The sequence below is a fragment of the Anaerococcus ihuae genome, from assembly GCF_928368155.1.
Classification (GTDB): domain Bacteria; phylum Bacillota; class Clostridia; order Tissierellales; family Peptoniphilaceae; genus Anaerococcus; species Anaerococcus ihuae.
Genome location: NZ_CAKMRU010000001.1, coordinates 440,001 through 465,373 on the forward strand (window position 1 = coordinate 440,001; position 25,373 = coordinate 465,373).

The window sequence follows — 25,373 nt, forward strand, 5'->3', positions numbered from 1 at the left end:
AGTAGCGCCGCTGATCAGTCCGTGTCTATTAATTTTATTTAAAAGAATATAATTTTCCTTATTCCCATTGCCAATCAAAATTTTGTCCATGAGATCCTCCTTTCATAACTAATTTCATTATAACATAACAAATTAATATATATAGAAAAACCTGGATCATAAAAAATTTCCTGAAAAATATTGAAAAGAATTATCATTTACACATTTAACAAATAAAAAGTTTCAAAAAACAGGAAATGAAGATGAAAGATTACCTAGTTTAAGAAGATGAGAAAGAATATATAATTACATCGAGGGCACTGGGTATTATAAATATTGATTAGATTATAATCATTGATTTGTGCTAAAATAATTTTAGCCTTATCCAGATTCTAAATTCCCAAGCCTCCGGATAGGAGTATTTTAATTTGCTCTTAATAGGTTTTAAATTGTTTTCTCATGGTCCATCCCATACAAAACCCCACTACATATGGAGAAGATATATTCTTTAAACAAAAAGATATATTGATTTAAGTTTTGCAAAAATAAAATTTGTAGTCATGGTAACTATAAAGATATTTAAAGTGGCTTATAAATAAGTAATGAGTGGAAATATTCTCATAGACAAGGCTTTTGAGAATTATTAAATTTTATCCAAACTGACCACTTAAACCACTTGGAAAGTTTGTTGGAATAGAAAAGAAGATAATTGACATTTAAAGGGGAAGAATTCAAGGTGACAAAAATGTTAACCATAAAAAACATGAGTAAAACTTATAATGTTGAAAAACTTACAGAAAATGATATTGAAACCATATACAGATTGTGCCAAGGCAATAAGTTATATTATCGTTACTGCCAGAAAGAGATAAGTAGAGAACAAATCTTAAGTGACCTTTATCTAAGACCTGAAGGAGTAAATGAAGACAATAAATATTATTTAGGATTTTTCAAAGATGAACTTTTAGTTGCTGTTTTAGATATTTTAGATGGTTATCCAGACGAAGAAATCTGTTTTATTGGATTTTTTATGGTAAATATTTTATACCAAGGCCAGGGGATAGGATCTGAAATTATTGAAAGTGTTCTAGATTATGTTAAAAAAATAGGAAAAGCAAAAGTTCGACTAGGCATTGACAAGGGAAATCCCCAATCAAAAGCTTTTTGGAAAAAGAATGGATTTAAAGTTATCAAAGAAGTAGAAAGATCAGAAGGAACAATTTTACTTGCAGAAAAAATACTTTAGTAGGTATTAATTAACTTAGATAAATATATATAATTTTTTTATAGGACTAAGTTTATATCAAGTCCATAATACTGTGTAAAATTTACTAGCACAATATTATGGACTTGACTTATATTTTAATAATACAATTATAGAAATTTTACAAAACTATAATATTGGATTTACATGAAATAGGTATTTGAGTTTTACAATAAAATAAGGAAAGTAGAGGTGTTTTATGAAAAATATATCTAAATCTTTAAGAAAATTTTTAATATTAACTTTATTTTTTAGCTTGATTTTGTCTCCGACAATATCTTCTGCTTCATCAGAAAATGTTTTCCCTTCTGGAATAAGTTATAAAAATCTAGATAAAGAGATCGAAGACTATGTAGAAAATCATAAGTCAACAACTTGTGGATTAAATTTAATTGTTTATGATAGTAATGGTATTGTTTATGAAAATTCATTTGGATATTTGGATAAACAAGCTAAATTAAAGTCTGATTCTGAGTCTGTTTATGAATGGGGCTCTATATCCAAGTTATTAATATGGGTTTCTATAATGCAACTTTATGAAGAGGAAAAAATTGATTTGAAAGCTGATATAAAAGAATATTTACCAGAAGGTTTTCTTAAAAATTTATCTTTTGATAAGCCGATAAGAGTAATAGATCTTATGAACCATCAAGCAGGTTTTCAAGATACATACTTTATCCAGACTAAAAAAGCATCTGATATAATTAGTCTTGAAAAATCTCTTAGCATCAGACAACCACGACAAGTGTATGATCCTGGTGCTCATACTGCATACTCTAATTGGGGAGCAGCTCTTGCAGCCTTTATAGTTCAAAGGGTTTCCGGTATGGATTATGTGGAATATGTCAATAAAAATATCTTTCAACCACTTGATATGAAACAAAGCACTATCAGTCCTACATATACCGATAATGATTGGGTATTGAATAAAAGAAAAAGATTAAAATGCTATGACTTAGAAGGAGAAAGCATTGATGGCAATGGTATCTATTATATTTATCTTTATCCTGCTGGTAGTGCAATGGGAACAATAGGGGATTTGGCAAAATTTGCTAAGGCTATAACTCCTAATGATAAGAGACCATCACCGTTATTTAAAAATAAAAAAACCTTAGATGAAATATATAAAGCAACTAGTTACTATAGTGGAACAGATATAGAAAAAAATTATCATGGATTTTTTGCAAGCGAATATGGTATTCAGACAATTGGACATGGTGGCAACACATTCGGATGCTCATCTATGTTACAATTTGATCCTCTTAGTGGGATTGGTATGGTTGTAATGACAAATCAAGCCCATGAAACCACATATAATTACGATATGTATGAGCTTATTTTTGGCAAATTTAAAGATTCTAAGCTCTTTAATATTAATAGAGAACTTCCTAATGGATTAATATTAAATACACGAGGGATTATTAAAGGACCACTTTCATTTTTAGGAGCAATGGGTGTAAGCTCTTATGGTGAAGAAGATTTAGAAAACTGGTGGTATGAAAAAGATGGAGTAGTTGAGACTCAGTATTCAGATTTTATTATCTCCACACCAAAAGCTATTACTAACATATTATGTATGGCATTTTTTATAATTGCAGGCATATATGGGTTATTAAAAATTGTTATTAGTGGGATTTTTATAGGTATAATAAAAAATAAGAAAAATCCTTTAAAAACAAATCCAATTCTTAAATATTCCTATATCTTATCATTTTTAATGTCAATGTCACTTATTAATTTGATAATAATATTTTTGAGACTTAGTAATGGTTATAGAACAGGTGATATTGGTAGTGTTAGCTCATATATAATTCAAAGTGCAATATTTATACCACTGCTTATTTTAACGGGAATCATTATATTTAAGCTGATAAAAAATTCTAATAAAGACACTGGTAAGAAATTAAAACATAATATTTTTGTAACAACTCTTCTTGCAATGACACAAGTATTAGTAATCTTAAACTTTGAAATGTATAAGTTTTGGGGATTCTAATAACAATGAAATCACTTAAAGTTTAAAAAAAAGCAGCTACTATTTAAGGGGTCAGTTTACTTATTTTATAGGGCTGTTTTTAAATTTATTTTTTTATAATAAATATCATAATAAATTTGAAATATATAGTATAGAATTAACAAGTTATTAATAAAAATTTAATATAAATTTTAAAATATTTTGAAATTATATTGTATAGGAGGAGAGAATGAAAAATAGGGTGGAAATTTCTTTTGAAAGGAAAGTTTTTATTGATTTTGTTCTTTTAGTTTTTGCAATAATTTCAATAACTTCCTTATATCTGATTCTAAGCCATGCTTTTGGGTATTATCAAGAGGGAATTATGGGTTTTATTTGTGATTGTGTTTTTCGTTTATTTATTATTATTGTGATATCTCTTGTATTAATATTTGCGTTTTATTTTAAAGAAAGTAAGAAATCTATTATTATATGGTGGATTTGTGCTATATTTTCTGGGATTGGATTTTTTTATTTATTGAAAGCTCCAATCCAAGATTTAAAATATTTAAAGTCACCTATATCCTTAAAAATCAATTATGTAAGTTTTGAGGAAGATAATAATTATGAATACTCAATATTTTATAGAATTTCTGGATATAATGAAAAAAACGAGATTGAAATTTTTAAAATAAATTCCAAAACTTATGATGAGGAAAAAGAAAAGTGGAATGGTTTTGTTAATGTTAAAGCCAATATAAAATATTTGCCTCATACAGGAGTGCTGATGAATTTAAAAACTTATAAAGAAAAAGAAGAGTAGAAAATTTACTTTGATTTTAATTATAAATTCTCAAAATTTTAAAAGTTTGAGAGTTTTTTTAATTATAAATATTTAACGTTAAAAATTATTTGACGGTTTAGTAAATTTAAGTTACAATAAAGAAAATAAGATATGGAGGTGTAGTTTGAAAGAAGTTCATATTTTAAATTCGTTGGAAGAAATTAATATTGTAAGTGATCCTTTAAGGCTAAAAATAATTATGACTTTAGGAACAAGTCCCAAAAATGCTCAAGATTTATCTGACGCACTTGGCGTAAGTAGGTCAAAAATTCACTATCATTTAAAAATTTTAGAACAAAACAAAATTATAGAAGTCGTTGATACGGAACTTATAAATGGCATTACTCAAAAATATTTTTTGCCAGTGGCTAAGGCTTTTATACCTAATAGCGAAATATTTAATAAAAATTTAGAAGAAAAAGTATTTTCTTTTAAAATTTCTGGCAAATCTTATGAATCATTTGAAAAAGACCTAAATGATTTAATAAAAAAATATAGTGAAGATGAAGATACTCAAGAAAGTTTTCAAGTACAAATTTATAAATTATCTTAAAACCAGTAAGCTAATCCTTACTGGTAAAAAAATACGCAACCGTCAAATAAATTAAAACGTTAAATATAAGGAGAATGTTAAAAATGATTAAAAATAAAGATTTTTATGTCCTGCTCATAGGACGACTAATAACAAATTTTGGAGATAGCCTTTATGCTATTGCATCAACTCTTTTGGTTTATAAAATGAGTGGATCTACAATTTATTCAGGCCTTACTCTTTTTCTTACCTCATCAACTGCCATAGTTCAATTACTATTAAGTCCAATTTTGGATAAAATTAATATGAAAAAATTTTTGATTTTATCTCAACTTTTTCAAGCAGTTTTAATTTTGATTATTCCATTTTTGTATAAATTTGGAAAATTAAGTGTCTATCACATAATGATAATAATGCCAATAATTTCATTGATTAATCAACTTGTTTATCCGGGTCAAGTATCATTACTTCCAAAAATATTATCTGAAAAAGAACTTGTTACAGGAAATTCTTTGATGACTATGGCTTATCAAGGATCAAATGCAATTTTTGATACTCTTGCAGGTTTTATAATTTCAATTTGTGGTTTTATGACAGCTTTCTTTGCCGATTCCATAAGTTTTATATTGACTGGGATTTTATTTTGTTTTTTATCAAAAAAACTTAGCCATTTTCAAAAAAGAGAAGAAAAATCAAAAGAAAATCTAATAAAAAATCACTTCAAATCTCTTAAAGATGGGCTTGATTTGTTTAGAGGTTCAAGTATTTTTGCCCTAGTTTTTGGGATAGTTTTTATAAACTTTTCTGCTACATCAATAAGTGCAGTTTTGCCTGCCTTTGCTCAAAATGAAATATTTTATAGTTTGATGCTTGCAGGAATGGGAGCAGGTCTTTTACTTGGGTCTTTATTTGCAGGATTTCCAAAACTAAAAGAAATTTCTCTTGGTAAATTATATATCTATGGAATGATGATTGTAGCTTTAGCTTGGATCCTTTTTTCTAATTTTCAAAATAACATAAAAATAGGAGTAGCTTTGTACGGGCTTGGATGGTTTGTTGTGGGCTTTGTAAATGTTTATGCTCAAACTATGGTTCAAATAATAGTTCCAAGTGAAAAAATAGGTTCTGCTATGGGGGCTATGGTTGGAATTTCTACTTTTATGGCACCATTAGGAGCTTTATTTGGTGGATTTTTAGGAGAATATTTATCAAGTTCAAAGGCCATATTTATTGGATCTTTCATTATATTTTTAGTTGCTATCTTTTGGGCATTAAATGAAAATATTAGAAAATTGCCGTCAGTTAATAAATTTCATAAAATCATTTGAATTTATTAGCGAATTTACTAATCCAAAAATATTTCTTTTAATTTAGAATATAATGCTATACTTAAAGTAATGTTATTTTGAAAATTAAAAATGAAGGGATTAGAAATGAAAAATATTTTAATCATAGAAGATAATAAAGAAATAGCCTTACAAATTAAAAAATATTTAAGTAAAAATGGATACAATGTTGAGCTTGCTTCATCTTTTTATGAAGCAAGTTACAAGATGAATATTGATATTGATGTGGCTTTATTAGATATAAATCTTCCAGATAAAGATGGAGAAGATTTGATTGAAAAATTAAAAAGTAAAGATATAAGGGTTATTGTTACTACTGTAAAAAATGATGAAGATTTTATAATATCATCTCTTGATAAGGGGGCTGATGACTATCTTACTAAGCCATTTTCTCTTGCGATTTTAAGGGCAAGAATTGATGCGGTTTTAAGAACTCTTCCTATTTCTCAAGATAAAATTATTAGATATAAGGAAATAAAAATAGATTTAAATAATTCAAAAGTTTATTTTAAAGGGAATCAAGTAGAACTAACTCCTCTTGAGTATGAAATCCTGGCCTTATTTATTAAAAATCCTCACAGGGTTTATACAAGAGGTCAGCTTTTGGAAATGTTTTGGGAAGATAGGGATAAGTTTGTAAATGATAATACCCTAACATCAACTATCAAAAGAATCAGGGAAAAACTTGATAGGGAAATTATAACTACTGTTAGAGGAATTGGTTATAGGATGGATTAGATGGTATATGTATTTTGGATAATAAGTCTATTATTTCTTTATTATTTTTTAGAAAAAAGGAAGAAAAATAGAATAAATGAGCTTATTAATTTAATTGAAAATATGAAAAAGCAAAATTATAAAATTCCTATGAAGCAAGATGATTTCTCAATCTTGGAGGATGAAATTTACAAACTATTTATAGAAATAGTAGAGGCCAAAGAGACAAGCACTAAAAATAGTGAAAAGCAAATAGAATACCTAGAAGATATTGCTCATCAAATAAAAACTCCTATCACATCTATGCTTTTTTCCATAGAAAATTTGGAGATGGACTTTCCAGATAACGAAGATGTAGAAATTTTGAAAAGACAAACTCTTAGATTAAACTCTCTATCAGATATTTTGCTAAAACTATCAAGCCTTGATGCTAACAAAGATCTTATGAAAAAAGAAGAAATCCGTTTGGATGAATTGGTGGATTATGCATTAGATAGTTTGAACTTAAAGAGATTTACCAATGTAGAAATAGATAAGAGTTTAAAGGGAAATAGTATTTATGGAGATTTTTATTGGTTGGCAGAAGCTCTTATAAATATTTTTAAAAATGCTGATAATAGACCGACTTGTGATAAAATCGTGGTTTCATCTTACAAAAATCCACTCTATACAAGCTTAATCATTAAAGATAACGGCGGAGGAATAAAAAAAGAAAATATGAAAAAAATCTTTAAACGTTTTTATAAAACCCCTGACTCAAATGGTTTTGGAATAGGCCTTGCCATGGCAAAGACAATTGTCGAAAAAAATAATGGAGAAATTTCTGTTAAAAATGAAAATGATGGGGCAAGTTTTGAAATAAAATTTTATAATGTCACCTAAAAATCACTTTACTATTATATGCTTATTTTAAAGAAATATAAGGAGTAAAGCATGGAAATATTAAAGGTAGAAAATTTAAGAAAAGAATATGGAGAAGGAAACAATAAGGTCATTGCCTTAAATAGCATTGACCTTGAAGTAGAAAGAGGAGAATTTGTTGCTGTTGTTGGTCCAAGTGGGTCTGGAAAATCAACACTTTTACATATAATAGGCGGTGTCGATTCTCCCGATTTTGGCAAGGTTTATATTGATGGAAATGATATTTCAAAATATTCTTCAAAAGAGCTTGCTTATTTTAGGAGAAGAAAAGTTGGATTGATTTATCAATTTTATAATTTGATTTCAAATTTAACCGTAAGACATAATATAGAACTTCCTTTAAAGCTTGATAAAAGAAAAATAAATGAAATAGAATTTTTAGATATTATTAAAAAATTAGGTATAGAAAATAAGCTTGACTCATTTCCAAGTGAACTTTCAGGAGGTCAGCAACAAAGAGTTGCCATAGCAAGAAGTTTGATTTATAGACCATCAATAATTCTTGCAGATGAGCCGACAGGAAATCTAGATAGGAAAAAATCTAAGGAAATTATAGAAATTTTAAAATATTTTAACAAAACATTAAAACAAACGATAATTCTAATAACTCATGATGAAGAAATAGCCCTACAAGCAGGTCGTATTGTAACCATAGTTGATGGAAAAATTGTGGGAGATGAAAAAAATGAATAAGAAAAATTTTCCGATTTTCATTTCATTATTTATTGTAAGTTTATTTTTTACAGTGATTTTTTATTATGGATATACAAACTTAAGGGCTAATTATGGATACTATATGGCTTCAAACTTTAATCATGCAGAGATTAAAGACAAATTATCAAGTGAAGATGTAGAAAAATTAAGATCAATTGAGGATTTAAAATTAGTTGGGAAAATGTCCCTTGATCTTGATAATGCAAAGTTTAATGATGATTTAATTGTTATTAACTATCAAGATACAGATGTAAATAAGATGAGAGAGTTTTCTAGACTAAAAGACGGTAGATTTGCAAAAAACGAAAATGAGCTTGTCCTATCAGAAAGCCTTGTAAAGAAAAATAAACTTAAACTAGGATATAAAATTGAACTAGATTTTGGAAAAAGAATTTTAGACGGCAAAAAAATAGGTCCAACTAGTCCAAATACCGACAGGGAAAAATTTGAAAAAACAAAATCTAAAAAATTTACTTTAGTGGGCGTTTATGGAGATGTTTATAATAAATATAGTAAACTAAACTTTGCCATGGGCCTAGAAGATGAAATGAAATCTTTTAAAACATTTGTAAAATTTGATTCTTTTGAAGATGCCTACAAAAACAAAGATAAGATTCAAAAAGAAATAAATAAAGCTTTGGGTAAGAATGTTAATTTAGAATTTTCTGAAAATCTAATAAACTATTATGGATTAGAAAATGAACCCTTACAAAACATAATGAGCCAAGCAATTATTATATTATCAGTACTAGTTTGTATAGGTGTATTTATATTTTTTATTAAAAATATTTTTTGGGTTTGGGGACTTAGAAAAATTAGAGAGCTTTCAATATACAAATCCATAGGTTCTACAAATGGACAAATTTATTTATTGCTTTTAAAAGAAGGACTTCTAATAACTGCAATTCCAATAATTTTGGGACATATTTCGGGTTTTACTTTTATATATTATTTATATAAAAATATAAAAGTAGGAGAAGGAATAAGTGCCTTTGAACTAGTAAAATTTAATCCCTTATTAACTTTAGCAATACTTTTGCTTTCTTTCATTGTTGTTGGTCTTGCAATAAAATCTCCTGCCAAAAAGATTTCAAAAATCAACATCATTGATGGAATTAGGGGGAATATAGATTTTTCAAAATCAAAAAAGAAAAGAGCCAAAGATTTTTGGAAAGAATTAAAACTAAATAATATAGCATCAATAAAATCACAAAGATACATTTCTGCAATAGGTATTCTTATAATTTCAGTATTTATAATTGTAATAGGAATATCAACTTATTACAGAGATTTTTCACATTTTGATGATGGATATAATTTATCTGTTGATTATTTTAGTGAAAAAAATCAAGTCCCAAAAATATTAATAGAAATTACAAATAAAATTCCAAATGAAAAATCTTATATATCAAAAGAAAAATATGTACAAGTGAAAAATAATAATGAATTTTCACAAGAAGCAAAGAAAGCTGGTCTAGACAAAGAAGCAGAAAAAAATATCAAAAAATATAAAGAAGATGGAATAGATGGATTTATCATAGCTTTGGAAGAGAAGGATTTAAAAGAGCTTGGAGGGGAAAAGGGCGAATTTATTTTATATAATACAATCCAAGAAGATTCCTCTATTCCAATAGCTAAGGCAAAGAGAATTCCATATTTTGAAAATCCGCAGAGTTTAGATATTAACTTTGAAAATGATTATAATAAGACTATTAAAATTTCAAAGATAATAACAGATTTGGGAAAATATAAGTCAAGAACAATGCCTTTTGATGTAAAAGTTTATACAGATTTTGACACTTATTTTAAACTTATGGAAGAAGCAGGTGATGAGAAATACACAAATTATGCCTATACTTTAAATATGAAGGTAAAAGATTCTGACAGCAAAGACGTAAAAGAATATGTAGAATCCATGATTAGAAGTAAAATCTCACCAGAGGATCGCTTTAATATCACAACAGGTGAAGAAAGTGAAAAAAATAGATATAATGACTTGAAAAGTCTAATAAAAATTGTAATAGGTATTGCTTCAATAATCTTTGTACTAAATATAACTAACGGATACTCATCCATTAATTTAAGTTTAATGAGTAGAAAAAAAGAAATCGGAAGTTTATATTCATGTGGAATGGATTTAGACAAATTGAAAAATACTTATCAAAAAGAATTTATTGGTGAACAAGTAAAGTCATTTATTATTGCAGTTCTTGTAAGTTTAGGACTAATGCTTATAATTTCAATAATTTCTACTGATCTTAAACTGATAACATTAATTAGATATTATGACTATAAAAGCTTTTTAGGATTTTCTTTTATAGTTTATGGAATAAATCTACTTATTTATCACTTCTCCTTAAAGAAAATATTAGATAGACCAACTATTGATTTGATTAGGACAATTTAGAAAAATATCCATTTCTAGAAATTTTAAATTGTTAATATAATTAGCTAAGTTATATAATAAAAATATAAATAGAAATGGAGTAAATATGCTTGTTAGACGATTTGAAAAAAATGATGCAGAAGAAGTTTCCAAACTTATTATAAAAACTTTAAGAACTACAAATATAAAAGATTATTCAAAAGCCTATATTGAAAAAGGTGTAAAAATTTTAAATGCTAAAAATATAATTGAAAAAGCACACACTAGACATTTTTATTTGGTTTGTCTTGATGAAAAAATTATCGGTTGTGGATCTATAGGATACGATGAAGAAAAGGAAGAGTCTTGTTTTTATACTATTTTTGTTTTGCCTGAATATCAAGGAAATGGAATAGGAAGACTAATTGTAAAAAATCTTGAAAAGGATGAGTACGCTAGAAAGTCAAAAAAAATTATAGTTCCATCTTCTATTACTGCGAAATCTTTTTATTTAAAATTGGGATATAAGAGAAAATATCAAAGTGATATTCCAAATGAAGACGGATTATTTATATTAGAAAAATCTAAAAATATTTGAATTGTTTTAAAAAGGGTAGTAATAGAATGAAAGAGAAAATTATTAGCAGGTAAAGATGGTAAATAAAAAAGATAAAAGCAAAGATAGTTTTATTAAGGCTCCATTGACACCAGAGGGAGTTAAAAAGATTGACCCTGTTAAAGATAATGATAAGATTAAAGATTTAGAAAAAAATAAGGTTGACAATAAGAAAAAGGCTTTTACAACTAACAAGGGCCTAAAGATGGCCGAAGAAGAGTTTTCTCTTAAGGCTGGAAGAAGAGGACCAACTTTACTTGAAGATTTTCATTTAAGAGAAAAAATAATGCACTTTGATCACGAAAGAATTCCTGAAAGAATAGTTCACGCTCGAGGTGTTGGTGCTCATGGTATTTTTAAATGTACAAAAGATATGAGCAAATTTATTTACTAAAAAAGGCAAAGAAACTCCTTTATTTTCAAGAATATCTACAGTAGCAGGATCTAGAGGTTCAACTGATACTCCTCGTGATGTTCGTGGTTTTGCTATAAAATTTTATACAGAAGAAGGAAACTATGGTATAGCTGTAAATAATATGCCAGTATTTATTATTCAAGATGCAATGAAGTTTCCGGATTTTGTTCATGCAGTAAAGCCTGAGCCTGATACAGAAGTCCCTCAAGCTCAATCAGTTCATGATACTTTTTGGGATTTTGTAACTCGTAATCAAGAGTCTACTCATATGGTTATGTGGCAAATGAGTGATAGGGCAATTCCTCTAAGTCTTCGTATGATAGATGGTTTTGGAATTTATACTTTTAGGTGGATAAATGATGAGGGGAAGGCAACTTTTGTAAGATATCAATGGAATCCTCAATTAGTAGTTCACTCAAGAGTTTGGGATGAAACTCTTAAAGTTTCTGGAAATGATCCTGATAGTCAAAGAAAAGATTTGTACGAAGCTATTGATGAAGGAAATTATCCAGTTTGGGATTTTTGCGTTCAACTTTTACCAGAAGAAAAAGAACATGACTTTACTTTTGATATCCTAGATCCAACAAAAGTTTGGCCTGAAGAAGATATACCAAAGATTAAAATAGGAGAAATGATTTTTAATAGAAATGTTGACAATTATTTTGCAGAAACAGAACAAGTTGCCTTTTTCATTTATGGGTCTGTAAATAATTTTGTGTATCAACCTAAATCCTGATAAAAGGGTAAGGGTTGATACATTTTTTATGTATCAATGTTTGTCCATCCCTATAGGAATGGAGCTTTTCTTAATTTTACTTGGGCTTAATAAACTGTCAAATTTTCATGAAAATTTGCAGCTGATTTCATACTAAATTTTTAGCTTAATTAAAACCTCCCTTCAAAAAATATTGATAATTGGGATAAGATTTGATCCCAACCACGTATTCTACTTGTCCATTTGCTTGAGGCATCTACCATTGCTAGATACAAGCTTTTTTGTAGTGCGTAGTCATTTGGAAATATGGTTTTATTTTTGGTCACTTTTCTTAGTTGTCTATTGAAGTTTTCCATAGCGTTTGTTGTATATATTAGTCTTCTTATTCCTTCTGGATATTTAAAATATGTCGATAATTCTGTCCAGTTGTTTTTCCAAGAGCTTACACACATTGGGTATTTTTTACTCCATTTTTCTTCAAAGACTCCTAAATTTGTTAAGGCTAAGTCTTCTGTTGGTGCCTTGTATACTGCTTTTAGGTCTTTCATCAATTCTTTTATATCTTTGTATGACACATATTTAGTTGAGTTTCTTATTTGATGGATTATACATTTTTGTATTTCTGCTTTTGGGTATACTGTTTCTATTGCTTGGCTAAATCCTGGTAGATTGTCTGTTGAGAAGATTAATACATCTTCTAGTCCTCTTTCTTTTAGCTGATTTAATACTAAGAGCCAATATTTACTTGATTCATTTTCTCCTACCCATAGTCCTAGTATTTCTTTAAATCCTTCTAGGTTGTAGCCTAAGGCAATGTATACTGCTTTTTTGACTACTATGTTGTTTTCTCTTACGTGGTAGTGAATGGCGTCTAAAAAAACCATAGGATAGATTTTTTCTAGTGGTCTATTTTGCCACTCTTCTATAGTTGGTAGTATTTTGTTGGTTATTTTACTTACCATTGTTTCTGATATGCCAAAACCATAAATATCTTTGATGTGAGATGATATGTCTCTTGTTGTCATTCCTTTGCCATACATTGATATTATTTGATTTTCTATGTTTGATATGTCTTTTTCATATTTCTTTAATGATTGTGGTTCAAATGTTCCTTCTCTATCCCTTGGTATGTTTAAATCTATATTTCCGTAAGATGATCTAACTGTTTTCTTGCTTGTGCCATTTCTAGTGTTTAATGATAGTGGTTTTTCACCGTATTCATAGTCTAAATGCTCATCTAATTCTGCTTTTAAAAGTTCTTCCATTGTATCACCTAAGAGATCTTTTAGTGCTTCTTGAATGTCGTGTGCACTTTGAGGCTGATATTCTTCAATTAACATTTTTGCTATTTTGCTTCTTTTTGTTTCCGGTCTTTTTCTTGGCATAAAAATTCCTCCTGATTAGTTTTTCTTTACCCTAATCAGGAGGTTTCTATACACAAAATTTTACACAGTCTCTCATTTATTCCTATTGCAATATGACAAGCTTTTGATACTACTCGATTGTTTTCCCTTACTTTTATGTATACTACATCTACAATTATGTAGGGATACTTAGTAGCACTTATGTCTCTATTTCTCCATAGTTTTACTTCTTCGTCAAGTTCTTTAGTTAGGGATAATACAAAGGATTTAGAATATTTTTTACCATACATATTTTGTTTCACCTTGGATACTTTTCTTACTTGTACTCCATGTACATACATTTCTAGTATGGTTGTAAGTAGAGCTTTTTCATTTCTTTGATATCTTTCAAAAATTTCAGTTGAGAATTTACCATCTCTCGTTCTAGGTACTCTTAAGGTTAATGTTCCTATTTTTGTTGTATAGTCACGTTCATAGTAGCCATAACGAAAAGTACTTCTTTACTGACTTTATCTTAATACGTGATAGCAAATATATTTATTAAGATATTTTGTAAGTAAGTATACAGATAAAGTAAAATTTTTTTTACAAACTTGCTTTTAAATTTGATTTTATTATAGTAAATATATAGAAAAAATCAGAAATTTTATTGTATAAATTAATGAAAAATTAAAAGGGGTTAGAAATGTATCGACTTTATCAAAAAAATGAACTTAATTTTGCAATTTTTTGGATTGTCATTTACTGTTTGATTACTAGTTCAATTAGGGGAAAGTTTGGGGATGAAAGTTTCTTTATGCTCATCGGACTAATCTTTATTGCTTTTTCTATTACTTTTTTTATAAATAATCATAAGCTTAAAGAAAAATATGGTCTTGATAAGTATCCAGAAAATTCCAAGAGATATTTGTACTTTATTCCAGTATGGATTCTTGTAACTGGCAATTTATGGGGTGGGCTTAATCTTGTTTATTCTGGGATTTTCCAAGTATGGTCTATTATTTCAATGCTTTTAATTGGATACATAGAAGAGATAATTTTTCGTGGTTTTTTATTTAAGGCTATTCTAGAAAAAGATGGGGCAAAAAAGTCTATCATAATTGTAGCTATAACTTTTGGCATTGGTCATATTGTTAATCTATTTGCTGGCCAAGCGAGTCTAGAAACGCTAGCTCAAGTATTTTTCGCCATTGCTTGGGGTTTTATAATGGTAGTTATTTTTTATAAAAGTAAGAGTTTAATTCCATGCATTATTGCACATGGATTGATAGATGCTTTTTCTAAATTTGGCGTAGAAGGTTCATTTTCTCAGTGGATTTATATAGTTGCGACAATTATAATTGCATTTTTTTACTGCAAATATTTGTTGAAACTTGAGGATAAATAAAATTTGGTTTGGTTGAATTTACTTTTAATAATGTTTTAAATAATATAATAGGAAAAAACAAAGGGATTAGATCAATTTAAAATTTTGTCATATAGTATTTTTAAATAACAATAAATGAATTTAATCTTAGCTTGTTCATATTACAAACAATAATGATGATATAATAATGTAAAGAAGTAAAAAGATTTGCTTGTAGAAAAATTTAATAATATTTAGCATTGAAATGCGTTAGAGGAAAAATTGATAGCAGATTAGAAATACGTAGTAGTAGATTAAAAAATATAAATTTGAGTTTATTTGGTATCCTTATGATAATAATTTCAGCATTTATGCTATTAGCTGGACTTTGTGGAGGCAGTATTTTATATAATATATTCACAATTTTTATTGGACTGTTTGGAACATTGTTTTTTGGAGCGGCAACATTGTTTTACATTAGAAATATTTTTATAATCAAACCTGTTTTGATTTTAGAAAACGATGGATTTTATGAAAATTCAAGCATATTGTCTATGAAAAATTCTTTAATAAGTTGGGACACAGTTAAGAAGATAAAAAATATGCCTATGATGGGTCAAGGAATGGTATCAATATTTATGAAAGATCAGGATGCATATTTGGATAAGTTACCATTATTTAAAAGGTTAATAACTAAAAAGTTGCTTAAAAAGTTTCTAATCTTATTATAAAAATTTTAAGAATAACTAATATAAAAGATTATTCAAATGCTTATATTGAAAATGGAGTAAGAATATAAAATTCTGAAAATATAGTAGAGAAATCTCAATTTATACATTTTTAGGTGGTATTTAATTATGAGAAAATTATTGGCTGTGGATCTAACGGATATGATGAAGATAAAGAAGTATCTTGTTTTTATACTATTTTTGTTTTACCAGAATATCAAGATAGGGTAGTTTGAAATAAGATTGTTAGAACTCTTGAATATGATGAATATACTAAGAAGTCGAAAAAAATTATAGTTCCATATTCTATAACTGCAAAATCTTTTTATTTAAAATTGAGCTATAAGAGCAAATATTCAAGTGATAATCCAAATGAAGATGGATTATTTATTTTAGAAAAATCAAGGTATAAAAAATTATAAATTCGTATTTGATATAATAATTTTAAATGAGATTGCTTATAGTTGTTTTTATAAAGAAAAAGCTGTAAAATATGGTTATTATTTAATAAAAAAGACAGTAATTAAGTGAAAATAGTTAAATATATTAGAATTTAAGGAGGAAAAATATGAAACTAGAAGATTTTACAGATAAAGAAAAAAAAGAAATTAATGATGGACTTTCTACTGCAGAAATTAGTGATAAGGAGGCCGGAGATAAAATTTTAGCTCTTCTTCCAGATGGGTGGATCAAAAAAATTCCGTTTTTTGTTAGAAAGCATTCAACTACAAAAACAATTGAAAGAATTGCTAATGATTATCCTGAACTTTTTGCCATTGCAAAAAAAGAAGGAGAACTACCAGAAAAAGAGCGTGAAGAATTAAGAAAAATTATAACAGATATTTTCCGTGAAAAAATGGAAAAACATAATATAAAATAAATTTCTACAATAAAAACCAAATTGATTAATGGAGATAAAATTATGGAAAGAAAAATCAGAGTTACTGGAAAGGGTAAGATAAGCATTAAACCTGACCTAATAAGATTAAATATTAAAGCTTCTGATGTTTTAAAAAAATATGAAGATTGTATAAATAAGTCTTCAAAAAGTATTAAGGAACTAAGAAAAATTATAGAAAACTCTGAACTTAATCCAAATGATTTAAAAACTACTGAATTTTCTGTCGATACAGAATACAAATCTTACTATGAAAATGATATTTATAAGCGTGAATTTCAAGGATACAAATATGTTCATAACTTATATATAAATTTTCCAAATGATAATGATTTGTTGGGAAAAGTTTTGTATGAGCTTTCAAAAAGTAAAACTGATTATGAACTTTCAATTAATTATACTGTAAAAGATATAGAATCAGCAAAAAATAAATTACTTGCAAAAGCAGTCGAAGATTCAAAAACAAAAGCAAGTATACTTGCAAAAGCTAGTGAGGTTTTGCTTGGAGAAATAATTTCCATTGATTATTCTTGGGATGAAATAGAAGTTTTTTCAAAACCTATTGATGATTTTGTTATTAATGGAGCTCAAAGTTTTGACAGTAAAATTGATATTGATATAGAAGCAGATGATATAGATTTGTCTGATACAGTGACTATAGTTTGGGAAATAAAATAAATTTAAAATTACAAATATTATTTAAGGCGAAAGAGAAATCTTTCGCTATTTTTTTGACAAAAATATTTTTTGGAAGTAAAATAATTCTAAATAGAACAGTTCTAAATAGAACTAAAGGAGGGCTTATGCATTTTTGGGATCAACATAAAAATATTACCTTATATTATGAAGCATTAACAAAATCAATTTGTGATAAATACGATTTGAAACAGTTGGAATATGATATTTTGATGTTTTTACATTTTTATCCTCAATTTAATACAGCCGCTGATATTGTAAAAGTAAGAAAATCTACAAAATCTCACGTATCTACATCCTTAAAAGTTCTTGAACAAAAAGGCCTTATCGAAAAAAAACAAAACGCTAAAGATAAAAAGTGTATTGAAATTTATCTTCTAAAAAAATCTGACGAAATTATAGAAGACGGAATCGACATACAAAAAAAATTTATGTGGGATTTATTTCAAGGAATTTCTGAAGATGAGATGAAAATTTTTAAAGATGTATTTGATCAAATTTGTAAAAATGCTGATAATTTTTTGAAAGAAAGTGATAATGAAAAAAATGTATAAAGTTAAAAAACGAAATCTCTTGCTTATTGCTGGGCTTGTATGGATAATTGCAGGTTTTAATGTAACAAGGCTTGGAATAATTTCTTATAAAATTATTGATAGAAAATGGTATCTGTACTTATTTTCTCTTATTATTTTTTTAATTTTTGGAAGTATGTTTTATAAAATGACTAAAAAGCATACAAAAAGAATTTTAGGATACGAGGATTACAAGCCTTTTTGGAATTTTTTTGATAAAAAAGCTTATTTAATAATGGTTTTTATGATGGGTGGAGGTATAGGATTTAGGGCTATGAAAATTTTTCCTGATATTTTTATTGGGTTTTTTTATACTGGTTTGGGATTAGCTTTGACTTTTTCTGGTTTGATTTTTATAAATAATTTTTTTAAATATAATAAATTATTTAAAAAGGAGAGTTTGTAATGAAAAGTGACGCTTACAGTCCAAAAATTTTTGATTTATTTGAAGTTATTTTTGATATTGGATATTTAACCTTTGATTTGATAGCAGGAATTTTATTTTTTATTTTTTCAAAAGCTAATCCCTTGTTTATTTTGTATGGAATTTTAACCTTGACCTTGTGTTTTGGAGATGCTTTTCATTTAATTCCTAGAGTGAAAAGGGCTCTTTATGGAAGTAATAAAAAAATAAATAGACAACTAGGCCTTGGCCTTCAAGTTTCATCAATAACAATGACTATTTTTTATATTTTACTCCTTTATATTTGGAAATTAACTTTTCCTGAATTAAAGGCTTCTTTTATAATTGAAATTATTGTTTGGATTACATGCATTATAAGAATATTTATTTGCTTTTTACCACAAAACAATTGGCTTACAAATGATGGAAATATGAAATTATCTATAATTAGAAATTCAGTTTTTGCGATTACAGGAATTGGTATTATTATTTTATATATTATTTCTGGAGATACTAACAATTATAATATGACAAGAATGGTCTGGGCGATAATTATTTCATTTGTTTGTTATTTGCCGGTAACTATATTTAGTAAAAAATATCCAAAGATTGGCATGCTAATGATACCTAAAACTTGTGCATATATTTGGATAATAGTTATGGGGCTTCAAATATTGTTTTAAATAATTAGGTATAATTTGTTGAAATGAGAGATTTATAAAAAAATTTGATAAAAAAAACACAATAACTTATAATTAAATTAGATAATGATTTAATTAGAAAAGGAGATTTATTATGAAATTATTAAGAGCCATGCGTGAACCATTAAAGTATGTGCAAGGAAAAGATGCTTTATTAAAATTCCATGAAGAAATGGAATATATGGGAAAAAGATGGCTATTTATATGTTCTAACAGTGGATACAAGGCTTGCCATGAAAAAATAGAAAAATCTTTTGAAGGATATGATGATTATAGGCGCTATGAAGTTTTTGGTGGAATTTCCAGCAAGGGCGAAATTGAAAAGATGAAAAAAATTGTTGAAGATGACAAGATTGATACAGTAGTTGCAGTAGGCGGTGGATCTGCAGTTGATACTGCAAAAGCTACAGCTTTTTATGCAAAAAAACATATAGTTATAGTTCCAACAGTAGTTGCAACCGATGCTCCTTGTACAGGGCTTTCTGTAATTTATAATGATGATGGAAGTTTTGATTCATATTTATTTTATCCAACAAATCCTGATGCAGTTTTGGTTGACAGCCAAGTTATTGCAAACGCTCCAGTTAAATTTTTAATTGCAGGAATGGGAGATGCTTTAGGAACATATTTTGAAGGTAGAGCGTCAATCAGAACAGAATCTCCAAGTTTGGAGGGAACTGGAATTACAAGAACAGGGCTTGCAATTGCAAAATTATGCTACGAAACTTTAAGAGCATATGGTTCTCAAGCTATAAAAGCGTGTGAAAATAATGTTGTAACACCAGCTTTAGATGCAATTATCGAAGCAAATACTTATATGTCTGGAGTAGGTGCAGACAATGTAAACTGTGCAGCTGCCCATTCATTTTATAATGGCTTAACTTCATTAGGTGGTCATGAGGCATATCATGGATCATGTGTTGCTTTTGGTACTTTGGTTCAATTAGTTTTGGAAGGAGTTTCAAAAGAAGAATTCGAAGACGTTCAAGGATTTTGCTTAGAGGTTGGACTTCCAGTAACTTTGGAAGAGCTTGGGGTAAGCAAAGACGAAGAAATTAAAACAATAGCAAAAAATGCTTGTGTAGAAGGAGAAACAATTCATAATCTTGCAGGAGATGTGACTCCAGATGAATTGTATGCTGCTATAATTGCAACTGATGCAATGGGAAAAGCAGTTTTAAGAAAATAAAATAATATAAGTTAAAAAAGTTTTGATATTTTTTAATGTCAAAACTTTTTTTATCTAAAAATTGAAAACTAAAAAATATAGGATTATTATTAGAAATAATTATAAGGAGTCAATATGAAAGATTTTATAAATATTTTTGAAATTAATGATGAATTTATAAAAGAATATGCATCTGCTCGGTTAAATCGTAAAATTTTTAATGCATATAATAGGATTTTGTGTGTTTTATTGATAATATTTGGTCTAATCTTAATTATCTTTCCTATAAAATACTCTATTGGTCCAGATCTTATGTTTATTGGAATTTCTGATATTATAGTTAGTCTTATCTTATTTATAGGCTATGTAATTAATTTTAAAAAATATACAAGTACAATGAAGGCAAGAATAGAAATTTTAGGAAAAAATATTAAAGAAGTTAAAAATGAAATTCATGACAATCTTTGTATAACCACTAATAACATCAAAGATAGGAGTTATGAAATATTATTATCTTTTCTTGATGATCATTTTGAAAGTAAAAATTATTATTTTCTTATTTTTAGTGGTGATATTCTAGTTACTTTTAAAAAGAATGGATTTATAAAAGGTGATTATATTGAATTTGAAAATTTTCTTGCTAAATATCCAAAAAAGAAAAACACAAGAGCTCTTATTCTAGGAGTTTGTTTGACTCTGTTAATTTTAATTAATCTTAAATATTTAATTAATTTGTATAAATATTATTTAATTTTTTAATTTGCTTATTTTTGAAAAAGTTTAGCACATTTTCTTATGGGTATAGTATTTGTAAGAATTACAAGGGAGGATTTTATGGATCAATATAAATTGGTTGAAGATAAATTGAATGAATTGGGAATTAATTTTAAGATAGTTGACCATCCACCTGCTTATACTACAGAGCTAGCTGACAAATTTATCGAAGGCCATGAGGGAGTTCGTACTAAGTCTATGTTTTTAACCGATAGGAAAAAAAGAAATTTTTATCTAGTTATTCTTGATGAAAGTAAAAGATTAGATATGGATTTTTTTAAGGACTTAGTTGGTGAGAAAAAAGTAAAAATGGCTTCAGAAAATTCTTTGATGGAAAAAATGAAACTTCCAGCAGGGGTTGTTTCTCCATTTGGTTTATTAAATAATGAAGATCACGATATTAAATTTTTTATGGATAAGGAAATTGCTGATGAAGAAATAATGACCTTTCATCCAAATACAAATGAAAAAACACTATTTATTAAAACAAAAGATTTATTTAAATATCTTGAAAATATAGGATATTTGGTAAATGTTGTAGAATTATAAATATTAAAGGCATCTAGGATTAGATGCTTTTTTACTGGTATATATTAAGATAGATAGACAAAGATAAAGGATATATTATGGAAAAGAAAAAAAGCAGATTTAAGATATTAAAATATATTTTACTAATATTTTTTATAGGATTTATTATAAGTTTGTGTACAAATAAATTTTTAAAAACAGATTTTAATAATTTGTCAAAGTTAGATAGAGAGATTATTGAAGAGTATTATAAATTTTATAAAAATGATGAAAAATTATGGAAAGGTTATAATTTAAAAGATAAGGACATATTGATAATAAATGAAAATATTGTAGGGGATTTTTATTTACTTACAAAGGATAAAAACATAAGATCTATTTTTGCAAAAAAAATAAATACAAAAGAAAATGATATAGATATTTATAGGATTTGTAAGTTCTATCCTAAAAGATTAGAGTATTTAATTGGAAATTTTAATACTATAGATAAAAACTATAGTATTTTAGGAAAGAAGGATATTTTTTATTTAAAATACAATCAAGATTCAATAAGTAAAAAATTTTCATCTCTACATTTTTTACCTTTTCTAAGCCATGAGGCTTTTCATTATTATATGCAAAAAGATTGGGATAATATAACTTTTAGGGGATATTCTTATAATGATAAAGAATTAGATTTGTTAAATAAAGAGTATGAAGTTTTAGGAGAAATTAAAAATGCTCTTGATAAAAATGCTGATAAAAACACATTGGAGAATTTGGGTAAAGAATATTTAAAGGTTATGGATGAAAGATTTGAAAATACAGATTCTGAGAAAATTCAAGCTGAAATTTTTGAAGAAACTATGGAAGGAACTGCAAATTATGTATCTATAAAAGCAGCAAAAGTTGTTGGGTATGATTATGGGATTTTGTATTTTGATAATACGAAAAACGTAAAATTTGATGAAATAGTTCCAACAATAAAAAAAGGACAAATCAATCAAAGTATAATCGGAGAAAAGATAGTTTATGAATCAGGAGCACTTTTGTGTGAGTACTTGGATAAGATTGAAGTCAAAGATTGGCAAGATAAATTAAATAATAAGGGTAAAAAAGATATAAGCTTATATAGCATTATAGAAGAAAATTTAAATGAGGAGTTATCATGAAAGATCAAAAAAAATTTCTATACAAGAAACATATGGAGATAGATTTCAACATTGCTGGGGCTGTGGGCCAAAAAATGATATGGGACTTCATTTAAAATCATATCCAAGCGAAGATAAAAAAACTGTTAGAACAAAAATTATTCCAGATGAAATCTATACAGGAGGAGTGACTCAAAATCTTTTTGGTGGCATGATTGCTATGATTTTTGATTGTCATGGAAAAGCATCAGCAGCATACTTTGCTCATATCGATAAAGGGCTGGAATTTGATGATAATACGATAATTGGAAGATTTATAACAGCAAGACTTGAAGTTGATTTTAAAAAGTCAACTCCTATGAATGAAGAAATCGAGATGATAGCAAAACTTGAAGAACTTGGCGAAAGAAAAGCAATTATTAATATGGAATTATTAGCTAAAAATGAAATAAGAGCAAAAGCAAAAATGGTTGCAGTTGCAGTGAAAGATAATATGTAAGAAAACACCTATATATTTTTATTTGTAAAATATATAGGTGATTTTTTTCGGAAAATAATGTTAGCTAGTTGATAATTAAAATTCACAAAGTATTAATTTTCCATCAAGGAGGAAATTTTGCAAGAAGGTATTATAAAAAAATAAAAGATTTGGATATTTGTATGATTAGAAAAATGTCAGAATTAAAAAGCTGCTCAGGGCATAAACATTCTAATGTAGCAAATCCAACTCAAAAAAATTTTTTCATATTATTACTCAAGTACAAATGTTTTTGGCAATGGGATTACAAATGTTAATCAAATCACCAATAACTGCAATTTGGGCCATTAATAAAATACTAAAAAAAAGTTGGTAATAGTCAGCTGCTACTATCTTAGCCGTAGTATTTTTACTTATTGTTGTGGGAATAATACTGTCAATTGTAATTCCAAAATTTAAATTAATTAAAAATTTAATTGATAAATTAAATAGGGTTACAAGAGAAAATTTAATTGGGATTAGAGTTATTAGAGCCTTTAATGCTGAAAAATATCAAGAAGATAAATTTGAAGATGTAAATACAGATTTGACAAATTTACAAACTTTTAACCAAAAAATGTATGCTTTAATGATGGCAATTATATTTTTTGTAATGAATTTTTTGGCATTATCCATTTATTTTATTGGATCAAGATTAATTGATGGGGCAATGATTGCAGAAAAAAATAAAAATAGAAAAAAGCCCAAACAAGAGGGCTTATTTCCTATGGTCAAATTTAGTAATAAATTTATTTAACTTTTTTAAAAAAACACTTGATTTTACCTAGCAGGTTTCGAGCAGATAAACAAGCATTGATTTTGGTTTTTATCCAGATTTATCGTACGTAGTGAGTGGAGAAATCTCTTGGAATCTCTCTATGCGTTCGTTTCACTCACACTAAAACACCTTTGCTTTTCAAACTTCTTCGTGCTTTCGCACTTAGTTTTAGGGATAAATTTGCAAAATCAATGCACATTTATCTAGTCGAGATGGTACGTAGATTAATTTTTATTTTAAAATAAAATGTTATCTACATTCATACTTTGTCTACACTTTGTCACCCTGGAAATTAGGTGTTTTTTATTTTACATTTTTGATTACAATTGTTAAATTTGTGTAAAATTTTTTGTATTTTTGATTGTAAATAAATTTATCGGGGTAAAATTTTAATGAAAGTAAATGATTTAGAATGGAGGAAGTGTGAGAAAGAAATTTAGGGATAAGTTTACAGATCCTAATCTTATAAAAAAAATTAATGATCTTGAAAATTCTCCACAAATGCAGGAGAAATTAAATTCTATTAAAAAACAGATGAAAAGTAAAACTTTTGATCCTATATACACAATATCTTCTCTAGGAATTTTTGGAATAATTCTTGCTATTTTTATTTTTTTGTTTTTTGGAAGGTATATTTTAATAATTTTAATTTTGGGTTGGGAATTTATTTCAAAATTTTTAAAAAAAAGAAAGATTGATGTTGGGAAATTATATGCTAATAATTTTTTGCTTCCAATTTTAGAAAATATTTTACCAAATACAAAGATTAATTATTTTGAAGGTATAAAATATGAGATTATTAAAAATATTTTTTCTGATTTTGAAAAATATTATTCAAATTGTCATATAATTTTTGGGGATGATTATAAGACAGAATTTTCAAATCTACATATTTTTCATTATGTTGAAAACAGCGAAGGGAATAGTAGAAAAGTTTATGATTATATGGGGCAAATATTAGTTTCTAACCTAAAAACTAATATAGACGGTCATATAAGAATTGTTCCTGTTGTTGATAAAAATTTATTTGGATATAAAAAATATGGAATTTATAATAAAAAGCATAAAGATGAAGAAGAAATTGAAACAGAATATATTGATTTTAATGAAACATATTCAATTTTTTCTACAGATGAATTTTATACAAGATTAGTTTTAAATCCTCATATTATGGAGATTTTGAATAAATGGAAGGATAAGATGAGAGTTTCTATTTATATGAATGAGAAATATATTTCTATATCTTTTGAATCTAACGAAAATTTATTTTATCTTCCTAGTACAAAAACAGAAATTGATGGACTTTCACTTGCTGGTGAATATGAAAAAGTAAGTGAAAAACTTGCGGATTTTTATGGATTAATTGATATAATAAGTGAAAAATTATAA

Annotated in this window: 26 protein-coding genes and 2 pseudogenes (1 of these 28 only partly in view); 25 read left to right on the plus strand and 3 right to left on the minus strand. The window is 26.9% G+C overall.

Annotated elements, in window-relative coordinates:
* Window positions 1–90 carry the start of a helicase HerA-like domain-containing protein gene (locus tag L6653_RS02040; RefSeq protein WP_236785286.1) on the minus strand. 1,398 nt of this gene lie to the left of the window's left edge, so the window shows 90 of its 1,488 coding nt (coding positions 1–90); it begins with the start codon at window positions 88–90; its stop codon lies off the left edge, out of view.
* A gap of 634 nt (window positions 91–724) precedes the next feature.
* On the opposite strand from L6653_RS02040, the gene L6653_RS02045 reads away from it, so the two are divergent.
* The 11 genes and pseudogenes from L6653_RS02045 (at window position 725) to L6653_RS02095 (ending at window position 12,403) form a co-directional block, all read left to right on the plus strand.
* The gene (locus tag L6653_RS02045; RefSeq protein WP_236785287.1) at window positions 725–1,225 is read left to right on the plus strand and encodes a GNAT family N-acetyltransferase; all 501 of its coding nucleotides are present in this window, start codon (window positions 725–727) and stop codon (window positions 1,223–1,225) included.
* A 217-nt stretch (window positions 1,226–1,442) separates the two neighbouring features.
* Window positions 1,443–3,239, plus strand: a complete 1,797-nt coding sequence (locus tag L6653_RS02050) for a serine hydrolase domain-containing protein (protein WP_236785288.1) — start codon at window positions 1,443–1,445, stop codon at window positions 3,237–3,239.
* Window positions 3,240–3,447: 208 nt separating this feature from the next.
* A complete protein-coding gene (locus L6653_RS02055) occupies window positions 3,448–4,020 on the plus strand; it encodes a hypothetical protein (protein ID WP_236785289.1) in 573 nt (190 codons plus the stop codon).
* 145 nt (window positions 4,021–4,165) lie between these two features.
* Window positions 4,166–4,594 (plus strand): ArsR/SmtB family transcription factor, encoded by a 429-nt coding sequence (locus L6653_RS02060; RefSeq protein ID WP_236785290.1) that lies wholly within the window; start codon window positions 4,166–4,168, stop codon window positions 4,592–4,594.
* Window positions 4,595–4,668: 74 nt separating this feature from the next.
* Window positions 4,669–5,901, plus strand: a complete 1,233-nt coding sequence (locus tag L6653_RS02065; protein WP_236785291.1) for an MFS transporter — start codon at window positions 4,669–4,671, stop codon at window positions 5,899–5,901.
* 105 nt (window positions 5,902–6,006) lie between these two features.
* Entirely contained in the window at window positions 6,007–6,657 is a 651-nt protein-coding gene (locus L6653_RS02070) for a response regulator transcription factor (protein WP_236785292.1), read from the plus strand.
* Window positions 6,658–7,518 (plus strand): sensor histidine kinase, encoded by an 861-nt coding sequence (locus L6653_RS02075; protein ID WP_236785293.1) that lies wholly within the window; start codon window positions 6,658–6,660, stop codon window positions 7,516–7,518.
* Window positions 7,519–7,569: 51 nt separating this feature from the next.
* A complete protein-coding gene (locus tag L6653_RS02080; RefSeq protein ID WP_236785294.1) occupies window positions 7,570–8,250 on the plus strand; it encodes an ABC transporter ATP-binding protein in 681 nt (226 codons plus the stop codon).
* Window positions 8,243–10,678 (plus strand): ABC transporter permease, encoded by a 2,436-nt coding sequence (locus tag L6653_RS02085; protein WP_236785295.1) that lies wholly within the window; start codon window positions 8,243–8,245, stop codon window positions 10,676–10,678. The genes L6653_RS02080 and L6653_RS02085 overlap by 8 nt, the downstream gene beginning before the upstream one ends.
* Before the next feature lie 85 nt (window positions 10,679–10,763).
* The gene (locus tag L6653_RS02090) at window positions 10,764–11,234 is read left to right on the plus strand and encodes a GNAT family N-acetyltransferase (RefSeq protein ID WP_236785296.1); all 471 of its coding nucleotides are present in this window, start codon (window positions 10,764–10,766) and stop codon (window positions 11,232–11,234) included.
* A gap of 223 nt (window positions 11,235–11,457) precedes the next feature.
* Window positions 11,458–12,403, plus strand: a pseudogene (locus tag L6653_RS02095) (catalase).
* A 149-nt stretch (window positions 12,404–12,552) separates the two neighbouring features.
* On the opposite strand, the gene L6653_RS02100 reads toward L6653_RS02095, so the two are convergent.
* Both L6653_RS02100 and L6653_RS02105 read right to left on the minus strand, forming a co-directional pair.
* Window positions 12,553–13,722, minus strand: a complete 1,170-nt coding sequence (locus L6653_RS02100) for an IS256 family transposase (RefSeq protein WP_236785828.1) — start codon at window positions 13,720–13,722, stop codon at window positions 12,553–12,555.
* 116 nt (window positions 13,723–13,838) lie between these two features.
* Window positions 13,839–14,246: pseudogene (locus tag L6653_RS02105) on the minus strand (transposase); the annotation flags it as partial.
* Window positions 14,247–14,431: 185 nt separating this feature from the next.
* Between L6653_RS02105 and L6653_RS02110 the strand changes: the two are divergent.
* From L6653_RS02110 to L6653_RS02175, 14 genes are all read left to right on the plus strand, one after another.
* Window positions 14,432–15,133, plus strand: a complete 702-nt coding sequence (locus L6653_RS02110) for a CPBP family intramembrane glutamic endopeptidase (RefSeq protein WP_236785297.1) — start codon at window positions 14,432–14,434, stop codon at window positions 15,131–15,133.
* A 218-nt stretch (window positions 15,134–15,351) separates the two neighbouring features.
* Window positions 15,352–15,822, plus strand: a complete 471-nt coding sequence (locus tag L6653_RS02115) for an STM3941 family protein (RefSeq protein WP_305854533.1) — start codon at window positions 15,352–15,354, stop codon at window positions 15,820–15,822.
* A gap of 565 nt (window positions 15,823–16,387) precedes the next feature.
* Window positions 16,388–16,699, plus strand: a complete 312-nt coding sequence (locus L6653_RS02120; RefSeq protein ID WP_236785299.1) for a hypothetical protein — start codon at window positions 16,388–16,390, stop codon at window positions 16,697–16,699.
* A gap of 42 nt (window positions 16,700–16,741) precedes the next feature.
* Window positions 16,742–17,395 (plus strand): SIMPL domain-containing protein, encoded by a 654-nt coding sequence (locus L6653_RS02125; protein WP_236785300.1) that lies wholly within the window; start codon window positions 16,742–16,744, stop codon window positions 17,393–17,395.
* 125 nt (window positions 17,396–17,520) lie between these two features.
* Window positions 17,521–17,967 (plus strand): MarR family transcriptional regulator, encoded by a 447-nt coding sequence (locus L6653_RS02130; protein ID WP_236785301.1) that lies wholly within the window; start codon window positions 17,521–17,523, stop codon window positions 17,965–17,967.
* A complete protein-coding gene (locus L6653_RS02135) occupies window positions 17,951–18,391 on the plus strand; it encodes a hypothetical protein (protein WP_236785302.1) in 441 nt (146 codons plus the stop codon). The genes L6653_RS02130 and L6653_RS02135 overlap by 17 nt, the downstream gene beginning before the upstream one ends.
* Window positions 18,391–19,071 carry a hypothetical protein gene (locus tag L6653_RS02140; RefSeq protein ID WP_236785303.1) on the plus strand — a complete coding sequence of 227 codons (681 nt, stop codon included), beginning with the start codon at window positions 18,391–18,393 and terminating at the stop codon, window positions 19,069–19,071. The genes L6653_RS02135 and L6653_RS02140 overlap by 1 nt, the downstream gene beginning before the upstream one ends.
* 112 nt (window positions 19,072–19,183) lie before the next feature.
* Window positions 19,184–20,278, plus strand: a complete 1,095-nt coding sequence (locus L6653_RS02145) for a glycerol dehydrogenase (RefSeq protein ID WP_236785304.1) — start codon at window positions 19,184–19,186, stop codon at window positions 20,276–20,278.
* Window positions 20,279–20,392: 114 nt separating this feature from the next.
* A complete protein-coding gene (locus L6653_RS02150) occupies window positions 20,393–21,016 on the plus strand; it encodes a hypothetical protein (protein WP_236785305.1) in 624 nt (207 codons plus the stop codon).
* 75 nt (window positions 21,017–21,091) lie between these two features.
* The gene (locus L6653_RS02155) at window positions 21,092–21,580 is read left to right on the plus strand and encodes a prolyl-tRNA synthetase associated domain-containing protein (protein ID WP_236785306.1); all 489 of its coding nucleotides are present in this window, start codon (window positions 21,092–21,094) and stop codon (window positions 21,578–21,580) included.
* 77 nt (window positions 21,581–21,657) lie between these two features.
* Window positions 21,658–22,710, plus strand: coding sequence for a hypothetical protein (locus L6653_RS02160; protein ID WP_236785307.1), 1,053 nt, complete (start codon window positions 21,658–21,660; stop codon window positions 22,708–22,710).
* A complete protein-coding gene (locus tag L6653_RS02165) occupies window positions 22,694–23,188 on the plus strand; it encodes a hotdog family protein (RefSeq protein ID WP_236785308.1) in 495 nt (164 codons plus the stop codon). The genes L6653_RS02160 and L6653_RS02165 overlap by 17 nt, the downstream gene beginning before the upstream one ends.
* A gap of 370 nt (window positions 23,189–23,558) precedes the next feature.
* Window positions 23,559–23,963, plus strand: coding sequence for an ABC transporter transmembrane domain-containing protein (locus L6653_RS02170; protein WP_256444843.1), 405 nt, complete (start codon window positions 23,559–23,561; stop codon window positions 23,961–23,963).
* 444 nt (window positions 23,964–24,407) lie between these two features.
* Entirely contained in the window at window positions 24,408–25,373 is a 966-nt protein-coding gene (locus L6653_RS02175; RefSeq protein WP_236785310.1) for a DUF3137 domain-containing protein, read from the plus strand.